Origin of the sequence: Bacillus sp. FSL K6-1338 (genome assembly GCF_038006965.1) — a bacterium.
Lineage (GTDB): Bacteria > Bacillota > Bacilli > Bacillales > Bacillaceae_G > Bacillus_A > Bacillus_A thuringiensis_S.
The window spans coordinates 3,268,290-3,281,114 of record NZ_JBBOWI010000001.1; the positions used below are offsets into that span (position 1 = coordinate 3,268,290).

A 12,825-nucleotide genomic window follows, 5' to 3' on the forward strand; every position below is an offset into this window, starting at 1 on the left:
ATGTTTGACCTCTCCTAATTCATGTACATATGGATGATCAGTAGTTATTGCTACTGATCTATTTTTTTGATTTCAGAAAGCAAATATACTGCATCCTTTCCTACACCACAAATAAGCGCAGAGCCTCTTTGAGATTGCCACGGCAATCCGATATAATACAATCCTCTTACTGGACTAACTCCCTTTATATGATTAGGAAACCCTTTCTCATTCACTGCCTGTTCAATTTCAATCCAATTATAATTTTGAACAAAACCAGTTGACCATATAACGCTTTCTGCACTATAAATATCACCATTCTGAAACATAATGTTATTTCCTGATGCACTTACTACTTTTTCTTGTAGTTTGATTGCTCCATTACGAATAAGTTTCTTACCTTCAAAACCGAAAATAGGGTCCTTTCTCTTCTGAAACCATCTTCCCCTCTTTGTATTTATTTCAGCGTACAATAAACCCACTTTTTCTAGCAGATTAAAAATACTTTTTCCAAAAAGTTGTAACGGTAAAAACGTTAAGGGATGACTAATAGACACCGTAACTTCATGCGTTTTTGCAAGTTCTACTGCGATTTGCATTCCTGAATTTCCGCCACCTACTACAAGTACCTTCCCCTGTGGAATTTGCGATGATGATCTATATTGTGATGAATGTATTTGAAAAATATGTGGTGAAAGATTTTCTGAAACTGAGGGAATAAATGGTTGCTGAAAACCACCTGATGCAATAATAACTTTTTTCGTTTGTAAAATTTCTGTAGGAGTATGTAATTCAAATATTTCTTTTTCTTTCTTTATTTTTAGAACTTCCGTTTGTAATTGTACCGGTAATTGAAAATGTCTTGCATATTCTTCTAAATAAGTTGCAATTTCATCTTTATGTGGAAATTCATTCCTTGCTCCTTTTAATATCCTACCTGGTAAACTACTATATTCACTCGGTGTAAAGAGCCGCAAAGAATCATATCTATTTCTCCATGAATCACCAATTCGGTTTCCTGCCTCGAGTAATAAAAAATTATATCCTGCCTGCTTCAAGTAGTATCCTATTGTCAATCCCGCTTGACCAGCTCCAACAATGATTGCATCTAACATCTTTTCCCTCCTCCTTACAACAAATGAATATATGCTCATTTGTTCATGTATTTTATCATACGATTTATTTTTCAATAATTCAATCTGTTTAACAACATGAAAAAGAGCAGTTCACTACTTTATGAACTACTCTTCATTACATTTACCACGTAACTACACTACTTAACCCATGAATATTTGTATATGAATCCTTTCTACTCCGACAATTTTTCCTCATAAAATATAATTCTATTTAAAAACGGATCAATCACAGTTAATTCAATTGTACCCCAAGGTGTTTTTTCTATATTCGGCTTCGAATAAGCATATTCTTTACTTAATAATACAGAATGATAATCCTTTACATCATCTATTTTGATCCGAATCGCACCACCTGGTGAGGCATCACCATGATGTTCTGATAAATGTATCACAGTATCCTGTAACGAAATTTGCAAATATAATGGCATATTTTCCTCATACCGATGTTCCCAATCCAGTTTAAATCCTAAAAAACCTATGTAAAATAGTTTTGCTTTTTCAATATCAAAAATTCTAAATATAGGTGTAATCATTTATAACTTCATCTCCTATTTATAAACATCCGCAGCCAATTCCCTCAAAACATCCACATTCACTACTTCAAAGCAACCATTGTTTTTCTTTATAATCTCTTTATCACAAAAAATATTTAATGTACGTAATAGGTGCCGATAACTCGTTCCTAACAATTCAGCTGTTTCCGTTAAATTCCCACTAAACACAATTCGATTTCCGTGCTGCACCGCTCGTTCCCCTGCTGCTAACATGTAACTTGCAAGTCTATTTTCAAGTGGATATAGTAAATTAATTGTACTATTTTTTGAAAGTCGATTTAACTTATGTGCTAACGATCCACAAATACATCTTAAAAATTTCGCATCATGAAATAGCTGATTTCTCACTTTTCCTAAAGGTAAAGCAACACAATATGAATCTGCCATTACTTGTACGTTTGAAGCAGTCTTTTGAGAATGAATTAACTCAACATCTCCTAACAGCTGCAAACTATCATAGAAACATAGCAATACAGATTTCCCGTTACTTAATGTATTAAACGCTTTCGCTTTTCCTTCAACGAAGAAAAATAAATACTCTATTTCTTCATTTTCTCTACAAATAAACTCATTCTTTTTAAAAAATATAAGTTCCATATATGGCTTCATATCATGACTAAAAAATGAATCAATATTATTTTTCTTCATATACTCTGCTAGTTTAATAGAATTACATACTTTCTTCATAGTCCCCCACCTTTACAACTCATCCCCATTGTAATTAAAATTTTCTTCTTCCACTATGACATATGTCATAACAATACACAATTTCAGCATGATACAGTCATTACAAATATGAAATATAAAGGGGATATTACATTGTATAACTTTCTTTCTGTCTTTATTGGTGTGCTCATCGCCGTTATGCTCCCATTGAATGGAATTTTATCCGAGTTAATTGGGAAGTATACAGCAAGCGTTGTCATTCACCTCGTCGGTTTAATTGCAGTTATCTTCATTTTAATCTTAAACAAACATAAAATTCATTTCGATAAAGGTATTCCGATTTTTTTATATAGCGCTGGAGCGATTGGAGTATTCACTGTTCTTTTTAATAATATAAGTTTCTCCGTCCTCGGTGCCTCTATTACGATCGCATTAAGTTTACTCGGTCAATCTATTGCTTCCATCGTTATTGATCATTTCGGCTTATTAGGAATGAAAGTTGCAAAGTTTGAAAAGAAAAAACTAGTTGGATTAGCATTCATCTCTTCTGGGATTATTATCATGACAATTTATTAATGGGGGCAAAAATATGTTATATATTACGATCGCTATTTTAGCTGGTGTTTCTATCGTCGTTGCTAGAATTATTAACGCGAATTTAGCAAAGGAAATTGGAAACTGGGAAGGCACGTTTTTCAATTATATTACTGGATTATTTTTCTCTATGTTATTTTTAATTTTCAGTTCAGATTCATTGTATATCCCTATTCATACGTTGCAATCTATTCCTATCGCCGTGTACTTAGGCGGATTAGTAGGCGTTATCGTTATTTCATTATCCAACTATATTACTCCTAAAATATCAGCCTTTTATTTAACATTACTCATCTTTATCGGACAATTATTTGCGGGGACTATTATTGATTTCTTCCTGACAAATGAACTCTCTATCGGTAAAGTTATCGGTGGCATTTTCGTATTAATTGGGCTCACTTACAATTTACTCATAGATCGCCCGATAAAAACTGTGAAGCATAACCAAGTTCAACTATAATACTTTACGCTTACCTATCATATATTAATAGAAAAGCTCTTCACACAAAGTAATAGAGAGGAGAAAATCCTATTAAAAAAATTATTTTATTGTTAGGTAGCGTATTAATTATTTCTGGAATTGTATGGTTTGTAAACTCGGGAAAATCTATTCAAGATCTGTATACTGCAAATAAGCCGAAAAAGAAAGCTACTATTATTTCAAGCTCCCGAGATCCAAATGAGCCTCCTGTTTTTTTAGGAAAACAGGAAATAAAAGATATACATGTCGAATCAATTAAAACAAAAAAGGATATCTTTCTCACAAAAACAGATGAGTTAAAAACGTTTATTAACAGTATGAATACCGCAAAAAAAGGCAAATTAACATTGGATGAGGAAGGATCAGATTTAATAGATTGTGATATGTGGATTACTTTCGAAGATGGAACTTATAAAAAATATTCCATATGGGTAGTTGATCATCACAACAGCGAAGTGATGATTGCTCAGCAAGATACTCCTGATGATGTAAACCTTACGTACTATCAGTTAAACGAAGATAGTTCAAAAAAAGTTTATAATTTATTTAAAAAAATTATTTAAACGAAAAAGTCATGAGCACGCGAGCTCATGACTTTTTGCACTATATATACTCCGGGAACACTTTACATCCCTTTTCCTGCTCTATATCATGACCAAAGAAAATAATTGGTTTCTCTTTCGCCACAACTTCTTTTAAACGTTTAATTGAAGATAAAGCTAATTCTGAATCAAATCCTGCAAACGGCACTTCATCTTCAAAATTCTCTTTCGTATAAGATGCATCAATCGTTAATAATATCGGACCGGATTTTTCTGTCTCAATTAACAGTGACTGATGCCCTGGCGAATGTCCTGGTGTATACAATAACCGAACACCAGGTACCACTTCATAATCCCCTTCAATAATTTTGTAGTTCAAATGCGGCAATATACACTCTTTCAAATATTCTTCTCTATATTGCGCCGCCTCATATTCAGCACGCTGTATAATGATTGGCGTATTCGAAAAAGCACCATTTCCTCCCGCATGATCAAAATGCAAATGTGAACTAATAATATATAGGAGATCATCTGGCTCATACCCTGCACGCTTTAAAATAGTTATGATTCTATCTTCTTCAGTCATTTTCGGTAAAATCTGTCCTTCAACAAATGTACCGTTAAAAAGACCTTCATTATTAACCGCAATTTCTGGCATACCTGTATCTACTAAAATAGGCCCTTCTTCCGTCTCCAAAAGATAACACCATACAGGTAAGTTCAATAAATTTCCCGGTGTGAGCGTACTATTAACAGAAGAATGGTCTAACATACAACGACCTGCTGGGATGAAATAAAGCTTTTTTACTGTCATTATGTATCCACCTTTACATTTAATTTAAGATAAAGTAACACAATAAAAAATTCTGCTTTTTAGAAATAAACTCCTTCCACACTTTCATACCAGCATAAATAAAAAAGAGTGTACTTTTTTACATAATGGCATTTCACCATCTATAATAAAAGAGTAAATGACTCTTACTTTAATGGAGGGAATAGAAATGAAAGCAATTGGTTTACATGAATACTTACCTATTGAAGAAGAAAACAGTTTAATTAATATTGAAGTTGAAAGACCTGTTGCTACAGGAAGAGATATACTCGTTAAAATTAACGCAATTTCCGTTAATCCAGTTGATACAAAAGTTCGCTCTCCGAAAGATAAAAAAGAAGATATAGCAAAAATACTCGGCTGGGATGCTAGTGGTATTGTCGTACAAACGGGCGAAGGTTGTACGTTATTTAAAGAAGGCGACGAAGTGTTTTACGCTGGAAGCATTACGAGACAAGGTACATATAGTGAATATCATTTAGTTGATGAAAGAATCGTTGGTAAGAAACCAAAAACGTTAAATGATGCTGAATCTGCCGCAATTCCTTTAACAGCGATTACAGCTTGGGAAGGTTTATTTGAACGTTTAGGCATTGATTATACTAAAAAAGATACGAACTCATTTAAAAACATTTTAATTATCGGCGGAGCTGGTGGTGTCGGTTCAATTGCAATTCAACTGGCGAAATGGGCTGGACTAAATGTAATTGCAACTGCTTCCCGCGGCGAAACGATAGACTGGGTTAAAAAGCTTGGAGCTGACCATACAATTGACCATCATGCCCCTTTAAAAGAGCAATTACAAAGCCTTGGATTCAGCGATGTAGATTATATTTTCTGCTTAAACAATACAGATCAACATTGGCAAGCAATATGTGACCTTATTAAACCACAAGGCAAAATTTGCTCTATCGTAGAAAATGAACACCCTCTTGAAATGGGTATTTTAAAAAGCAAAAGTGCTACACTCGTTTGGGAGTTTATGTTTACAAAAGCAATGTATGAAACTGGCGATATGATTACGCAGCACGAACTATTAAATAAAGTAAGCGAACTACTAGATGAAGGCATTTTAAAGACTACCTTAAATGAAACATTAACACCGATTAACGCTGAAAACTTAAAGAAGGCACATGCACTACTTGAAAGTGGACGTACCATCGGGAAAATCGTATTAGAGAAATTTTAATCATGATAGTGACAGATAGTATGTGAAATTATATTAACGATTTTTCGAACATATCTATCATAACGTACAATATATCAACGATTTTTCAAATATATCTATCATAACGTACAATATATCAACGATTTTTCAAATATATCTATCATAACGTACAATATATCAACGATTTTTCAAATATATCTATCATAACGTACAATATATCAACGATTTTTCAAATATATCTATCACAAATCAAATTATATCAACAATAAGAAAAGGCTGTTCCAGATGAACAGCCTTTTCTTTATTTACTTGAAATCTCTTTATTGTTTTGAACGTCTAACGGAGCTCGCTTCCCTATTCCAAAAGCATAGAAACTAATTGTAACGATAGCTAAGAAAATAATACCTACAACTAGTGAAATACGAGTATCATCGTTAAACCACATTCCGATTAATACCATAATTAAAAAGGCAATCGTTAAATAGTTTGTTACAGGAGCAAATGGCATTTTGAACGGATGATCTTTCATCTCTGCTCCCTTTTCTTTTCTAAAACGAATTTGACTAATTAAAATGACGAACCATGGTACCATACCAGGAAGTACGCTCGCACTATATACATATACGAATAAGTTTTTCGGTGCAATATAGCTTAATACAACACCAACCGCTAAACCGATAATTACGCCAACTGTACCAAATAAAGGTACACCATTTCCAGAAAGTTTTGTGAAATATTTTGGTGCTTGTCCATTTATCCCTAACGTATAAAGCATACGTCCAGCACTATAAATACCACTATTACAACCAGACATTGCCGCTGTAATTACAACGAAGTTAATAAGTCCAGCTGCTGCCGTAATACCAACTTTCGCAAAAGTCGCTACGAACGGGCTACCAATTGTACTTAATTGATCCCACGGATACACAGTTACAATAACGAAAATAGCACCAATATAGAATATTAAAATACGCCAAATTGTACTTTGAATTGCTCTTGTAAGTGTCTTCTTCGGATTTTTCGCTTCACCAGCAGTAATTCCGATTAATTCCACACCTTGATATGCTCCAACTACAAGTGATAATGCAAAGAAGAATCCTGAAAAACCACCTGTAAAGAAACCGCCATTTGACCAAAGATTAGATATACCAATCGCTTCTCCACCGTTACCAATTCCGAAGAAAATAAGACCAAATCCCGCAATAATCATTAATAGAATCGTAACAATTTTAATCATCGCGAACCAAAATTCAAATTCACCAAATGACTTAACAGAAATTAAGTTAGCTGCACCAAGAATGACCATGGCAATTATACCTGGTATCCAAGCTGGTAAATCCGGGAACCAATATTGCATATACGCTCCAACCGCGATAATTTCTGACATCCCAACGATAACCCACTGGAACCAGTTACTCCACGCTGTCATATAACCAGCTAGCGGATGAATATACTTATGACCGAATGTCGCAAATGAGCCTGTACTTGGCTCCATATACAACATTTCTCCCATGGCACGCATAATGAAGAAGATAAAAATACCTGCAATTGCATAAGCAAGCATTACTGACGGACCTGTCCATTTAATTGTGCTGGCTGACCCCATAAATAAACCAACACCAATTGTTCCGCCTAAAGCAATCATTTGAATATGACGTGCTTCTAAACCTCTTTTCAATTCTTTGTTTGCCACTTCACTTCCCCCTCTTAGATGATTCATAGCCGCATTTTAAAACAAGATGCTTTCCCCTAATTCCTTTCGGCCCTGAAAATGATGAAGCAAACGTCATTTTACACTAGCTTTAAAGCTATCCTAAAATCGTTTTGTGCTCCTAATAAAATTCTCAAAACCTTCATCTTCCAATATTCTATAAATCTTAAAATTACTTACCTTATATTAATTCATTAATCTGAAAAATTCAATTATTTTTTCAATAAATTATTATACATAAGCCTGCTTAATTTTTAACTAAATTAACAATAAAATACATCTATTCAATATGATTCCGGTATGAATATTATTACAATATAAATAACCAAGGATGGCATTTCTTCCTCGGTTTCACATCTCATGTACTTCAATCTTCATAGTTGATAACGTGATTTCCCAAACGTTAGATTCATATACCAATCAGAAATTTAATATATTAATAAATTACTAACTTCTTTAGTCCAGTCCAATTTTGAGGCATAAAATATAAAAGAGTCTCATTTTTAATGAGACCCTTTTACCATTTCATATTTAAATCGATTTCGAAGTTTGCTTACCAAAGATAAACACCCTAGTAAACACTACCATTATAACTACAATAACCAGAAAATAAAGTGGCATCACCATTAACGATCCTGTATGCAGTTGACTCATTCCCCAAATTGTCATCGTTACAATTACATAGTACCCTAAGCTAAACAATGCACCTGCTGTACCAATGACATCTTGAAAATCTACTAACGCTAAACTTAAACAATTAGGTAATGCTACTCCAATTCCTAATAGCAATATAAACATCGCTACTAAAAATCCAATCATATATATTATGTTTGGATTTGATCCAACAAACGTAATAACAGATAAAAGGATAGCTCCTCCTGTCATTACGAGACAACCGATATATATAATTTTCTCTGGTTTATAAGTAGCAAGTAAACGTTTCGAAACTTTCGCTCCAACAATAGAAGCAGACGCTACAACAATTCCTAGAAATCCATACATACTAGGCGATAATTGAAAGTATTCAATAAAGATAAACGGCGCCTCTGCATAATAGCTAAATAAAACACCATTTGCTCCTCCAATTAATAGCCCATATGTTACTACTTTCGGATTTGTAATTAGCCTCTTCAAGACTGAAAATACATTTATTTTATTCGTTACTGAGCCCGTTTTTGTTTCAGGAAGAGAAACAAACGTATACAGAAAAATACCGATACTCATAACAACTAAACTTAAAAATACTATTTTAAATCCAAACATTTGATCAAGAAAGCCACCAATTAACGGTCCTATCGCTGGTGTAAAAGCAATGACTGCCGAGATTTGAGCAAACATAACATGCCTCTTATGCCCTTCTACACTTTCACGAAGAATCGTTTGCGTCACAACTGATCCTGCACTTGCTCCAAACGCTTGAATAAAACGACTTACCAATAAAAATTCAATGGAATTTGCAATATAGCATAAGAAACTCCCAGCGCCATATATTACAATTCCAAATAACATTGCTGGGCGACGGCCAATTATATCTGATAGCCATCCAATAAAAAATACACCTAAAGCAAATCCAGCAAAATACACACTAAGCGTTAACTGCACCTCATTATTACTTACATGTAACGCCTTTGAAATATCAGGTAAAGACGGTGTGTAAATCGTTTCACTAATTTGCGGAAATGCGACAAGAACAATCATTAACAAAAGTGATGGTACTGAGACTTTTTTCATTTTTCATACCCTCCTATAACTTTGAAAATCCCAGAAATAAAAGACTTTCCTTAGCTACGGAACAGGAGGGGCCATTATAGAAATCCGGTCATAAAACAACAAAGAAAACACCTCAATTACGTATGTTAATACTTATAGGAGGGTAATATTAACATCGATTTTTAAATATACTTTTTCAATTATATTACATATTACTTTTATTTTTCTAGTATTAACTATATTAGTGAACAACTAATACACGCCATAGAAGATAACTACTTGATATAACCACCTTATTATGGAATAATTAGAAATAGTTTGAATCTATAAACCTAATTATAAAATGATATACTCATATATTCCTAATGTCATAAAGCTGAACAAGTAGGAGGACTTTCGTAATGATTGAAATTTTAAGGACAGTAGTAAACTTTCTAATTTCTCTATTCTCAGGAGAATTACCATTTGTATATTATGTATGGATTATTACCCTATTCCTAATTCAAATAACCCAATCTACTCTAAACTATAAACTCTTTAACAAGAAAGACAATTTCAGCACTTATATATTGGAAGGATTACTTGCTTTTATTATTTTATTGTTTGGAGGAATATTAGTATCTAAGTTACTTGCTTACATAATAGAAGACCCTACTATTAGTATGACGAATTTAACACATTATTTTGTTTCTCTTATCATATTAACTATATTTGTCGTAATAACCTGTGTTAAAGACTTTATAGAGACATCTATAAAGAATAAAAATATATCTCTTTTTAGCTTTTTAGTAATTTCCTTAATAACAAGTATACTTTCATTCAAGTTTTTATCACCTTTCATTGAAGGTTCTTTTTCTCTTTCTAAATCTTTTATAACTACTTTAATCATTCTAGTAACTGTATCCATTCCTCTATTAATTTCTTTAGAGGAAAAATATGCAGATGAAAAGGAAAAGGAAACAGAAAATTTATAGCTTCTCATTTATATAAAAGAAAGAGGGAGCTCCCCTCTTTCTTTTATATTGTTCTATTTCACAAGACTAAATCATTCCTTTTAATATCAATCCTAAAACTGACATTATTATCGTACTAATAATAATTCGCAAAATCCAAGTTGTGTTTGTACTTATTTTTTCTAATTGCTTATTGATTGTTGCTATGTCTTTCTCATTAATAGTGGTACGCGTTTCTAAATTTCGAATGTCTCGCATAATTTCTTTTTGCTCCGCCTTGAGACTGTCAATTTTAGCGTAAACATCTTCCATATATTCACACCCTCTGTTCATCTTAATAGAAAAATCTATATATATTATGAGACAACCCTCTTACCTGTGAATACATTCCGTATATCCGCGTACCAAATTATTTGTACATTTTAATTGAATTACTCACATGTTTCCATTCTTCTATTTATAAATTAGCGTTAAGATACGTTCAAATTAGAAAAAGTATCCCTTGTTTATTTAACAACAAACAATGTGCAATCCAACATTCGGGAGCACCTACGATAATTTCTATTATTTTCATATTTACAACTCAATATAATCAGTATGATTTTCTGAAGAATCCACTTTTTGAACTGCTTAAAGTATACTAATATGAATACGAAATAGCTGTATTGATAAACTCTCTAGAACAATAAATATACTGGCTGAAACGGATCTAAATCCGATATTTTTCCCAGTAACATTAATGGTTATTTCTGACAAATGCATTTGTATATCATTGTTTTCAAAAATTTCATCCTCAACCTTTACAATATCTGCTTCACAATCTACTTCTTTAAAAGTTTTCAATAATTTTGTTTCCAAAAAACTACAATCAAAGTTCTCATCTTTTATTACGGCAAATTTAACCTTCATATCCATTTCCCCATTTTTAAAAAACTAAAATCATTAAATCAATATAAATATATATTATTCTATTAAATAATTCAAAATATACGCTTCTCACATACATTATTAAAAATCAATTCTAAAGAATTAAATGCAAAAAGTAATTTAGTATTAGGCGTTCCACTAATCTTTGGTATAATTCGTCTTTTAATTATTTTGCTCATTGCGCTTTTTTATTTCCCTCCCTATTTCAACTGAACTTTGTGTAATAATGCATATTTCAAATACATTATTTCCTTGCACTCATACTTTTATCATTGAGTTTTTATTCACAAATTCGTAACACATATATATGAGTTATCATGCTAAAATTAGTTTATTCACAAGAAGAAGTTATTCTTAATAAATCAATAATTTTTAATACCCTGTTTAAAGCCTTGCCCCCCTGCAAGGCTTTTTCCTATTTAACTAGCATAGTATTTTTCGTTATGCATCTCTCCCCTTTGTTCCTTACCCTACAAATAATACTGAATGTTTATTTTAATTTTTCAGCATCGGCACTCGCTCTTTTCGAGAGCTCTTTACCAAATATTCAATCTAATGATAAAATTGACCAAATTAATATTTTCATCCATCACTGTATCAAAAAGTACAATAAAGTAAAACTTTAATCAGTGGGGGTTTTGTTCATCCCTCACTGATTATTAGCCCTCACCAATCGGGCTTTTACAATTAAGTAAACGCGAGCTTTTTCTTCTATCTACTTACTATTTAAGGTTAATAGTGATATAACCAGATTTTAAAATTCGACTTAAATTCATTGATGAATGGAGAGGTTTATATGAAATTGAAAGACAAAGTAGCAATCATAACTGGTGGAGCAAGTGGAATTGGCGAATCTACTGTTCGTCTTTTTATCGAAGAAGGTGCAAAAGTAGTTATTGCTGACTTTTCTGAACGTGGAAAAGAACTATCAGATGAATTGAATGCACATGGATATAATACGTTATTTATTAAAACTGATGTAACAAAAGAGGCAGATATTAAACAGCTAATTCATGAGACAGTAAGTACATACGGTAAATTAGATATTATGTATGCCAATGCCGGCGTTGCTGATGATGCACCGGCAAATGAATTATCCTATGAAAAATGGAAAAGAACTATTGATATTAATTTGTCTGGGGTATTCCTTTCTAATAAATATTCGATTGAACAATTCCTTAAACAAGGTACAGGTGGTGTCATCATTAACGCTGGTTCGATTCATAGTTTTGTTTCATTACCTACCCCAACAGCATACTCCTCTGCAAAAGGTGGTGTGAAACTATTAACTCAAAATTTATGTACTGCCTACGCTAAATATGGAATACGTATTAATGCGGTGTGCCCCGGTTATATTGACACCCCTTTACTTGGTAGTGTTAATCCTGAACAGAAAGAATATTTAGCTTCACTTCATCCACAAGGCAGACTTGGAACACCAGAAGAAGTCGCTAAAGCTGTCTTATTTTTAGCAAGTGATGATGCTAGTTTTGTTAACGGTACAACACTTCTTGTTGATGGAGGCTATACTGCATGTTAATTTAAAAATTTTGAAGCCCCCTAAGAAATATA

The 12,825-nt window shown here is 32.7% G+C and carries 14 protein-coding genes; 6 read left to right on the plus strand and 8 right to left on the minus strand.

Going from position 1 to position 12,825, the window contains the following annotated elements:
- Window positions 1–50: 50 nt before the first annotated feature.
- The 3 genes from NZ044_RS16810 to yeiL form a co-directional block, all read right to left on the minus strand.
- The gene (locus NZ044_RS16810) at window positions 51–1,094 is read right to left on the minus strand and encodes a flavin-containing monooxygenase (RefSeq protein ID WP_000882899.1); all 1,044 of its coding nucleotides are present in this window, start codon (window positions 1,092–1,094) and stop codon (window positions 51–53) included.
- Between the two features lie 194 nt (window positions 1,095–1,288).
- Window positions 1,289–1,648, minus strand: coding sequence for a glyoxalase superfamily protein (locus NZ044_RS16815; RefSeq protein WP_000632392.1), 360 nt, complete (start codon window positions 1,646–1,648; stop codon window positions 1,289–1,291).
- Between the two features lie 15 nt (window positions 1,649–1,663).
- Window positions 1,664–2,356, minus strand: coding sequence for a transcriptional regulator YeiL (gene yeiL / locus NZ044_RS16820; protein WP_000754833.1), 693 nt, complete (start codon window positions 2,354–2,356; stop codon window positions 1,664–1,666).
- A gap of 108 nt (window positions 2,357–2,464) precedes the next feature.
- Between yeiL and NZ044_RS16825 the strand changes: the two genes are divergently transcribed.
- The 3 genes from NZ044_RS16825 (at window position 2,465) to NZ044_RS16835 (ending at window position 3,973) form a co-directional block, all read left to right on the plus strand.
- Entirely contained in the window at window positions 2,465–2,911 is a 447-nt protein-coding gene (locus tag NZ044_RS16825) for a DMT family transporter (RefSeq protein WP_002082423.1), read from the plus strand.
- A gap of 13 nt (window positions 2,912–2,924) precedes the next feature.
- The gene (locus tag NZ044_RS16830; RefSeq protein ID WP_000965812.1) at window positions 2,925–3,389 is read left to right on the plus strand and encodes a DMT family transporter; all 465 of its coding nucleotides are present in this window, start codon (window positions 2,925–2,927) and stop codon (window positions 3,387–3,389) included.
- Between the two features lie 89 nt (window positions 3,390–3,478).
- On the plus strand, window positions 3,479–3,973 hold the full coding sequence (locus tag NZ044_RS16835; protein WP_118961654.1) for a hypothetical protein: 495 nt from the start codon (window positions 3,479–3,481) through the stop codon (window positions 3,971–3,973).
- A gap of 40 nt (window positions 3,974–4,013) precedes the next feature.
- Here the strand turns inward: NZ044_RS16835 and aiiA are convergent, their stop codons facing one another.
- A complete protein-coding gene (gene aiiA, locus NZ044_RS16840; protein WP_000216598.1) occupies window positions 4,014–4,766 on the minus strand; it encodes a quorum-quenching N-acyl homoserine lactonase AiiA in 753 nt (250 codons plus the stop codon).
- A gap of 187 nt (window positions 4,767–4,953) precedes the next feature.
- Between aiiA and NZ044_RS16845 the strand changes: the two genes are divergently transcribed.
- A complete protein-coding gene (locus tag NZ044_RS16845) occupies window positions 4,954–5,973 on the plus strand; it encodes a zinc-binding alcohol dehydrogenase family protein (protein WP_086403304.1) in 1,020 nt (339 codons plus the stop codon).
- Between the two features lie 280 nt (window positions 5,974–6,253).
- Here the strand turns inward: NZ044_RS16845 and NZ044_RS16850 are convergent, their stop codons facing one another.
- Together NZ044_RS16850 and NZ044_RS16855 are read right to left on the minus strand one after the other, a co-directional pair.
- The gene (locus NZ044_RS16850) at window positions 6,254–7,645 is read right to left on the minus strand and encodes an amino acid permease (RefSeq protein ID WP_001284408.1); all 1,392 of its coding nucleotides are present in this window, start codon (window positions 7,643–7,645) and stop codon (window positions 6,254–6,256) included.
- Between the two features lie 549 nt (window positions 7,646–8,194).
- Window positions 8,195–9,394 carry a multidrug effflux MFS transporter gene (locus NZ044_RS16855; protein ID WP_000758008.1) on the minus strand — a complete coding sequence of 400 codons (1,200 nt, stop codon included), beginning with the start codon at window positions 9,392–9,394 and terminating at the stop codon, window positions 8,195–8,197.
- Between the two features lie 380 nt (window positions 9,395–9,774).
- Between NZ044_RS16855 and NZ044_RS16860 the strand changes: the two genes are divergently transcribed.
- On the plus strand, window positions 9,775–10,347 hold the full coding sequence (locus NZ044_RS16860) for a DUF5823 family protein (RefSeq protein WP_000570041.1): 573 nt from the start codon (window positions 9,775–9,777) through the stop codon (window positions 10,345–10,347).
- A 66-nt stretch (window positions 10,348–10,413) separates the two neighbouring features.
- Here NZ044_RS16860 and NZ044_RS16865 read toward each other — a convergent pair whose 3' ends face one another.
- Together NZ044_RS16865 and NZ044_RS16870 are read right to left on the minus strand one after the other, a co-directional pair.
- Window positions 10,414–10,638 carry a hemolysin XhlA family protein gene (locus NZ044_RS16865; RefSeq protein WP_000390464.1) on the minus strand — a complete coding sequence of 75 codons (225 nt, stop codon included), beginning with the start codon at window positions 10,636–10,638 and terminating at the stop codon, window positions 10,414–10,416.
- A 318-nt stretch (window positions 10,639–10,956) separates the two neighbouring features.
- Window positions 10,957–11,235, minus strand: a complete 279-nt coding sequence (locus tag NZ044_RS16870) for a hypothetical protein (RefSeq protein ID WP_000864999.1) — start codon at window positions 11,233–11,235, stop codon at window positions 10,957–10,959.
- An 814-nt stretch (window positions 11,236–12,049) separates the two neighbouring features.
- On the opposite strand from NZ044_RS16870, the gene NZ044_RS16875 reads away from it, so the two are divergent.
- Complete coding sequence (locus NZ044_RS16875) at window positions 12,050–12,793, plus strand: SDR family NAD(P)-dependent oxidoreductase (RefSeq protein WP_340949873.1); 744 nt, start codon at window positions 12,050–12,052, stop codon at window positions 12,791–12,793.
- Window positions 12,794–12,825: the final 32 nt, after the last annotated feature.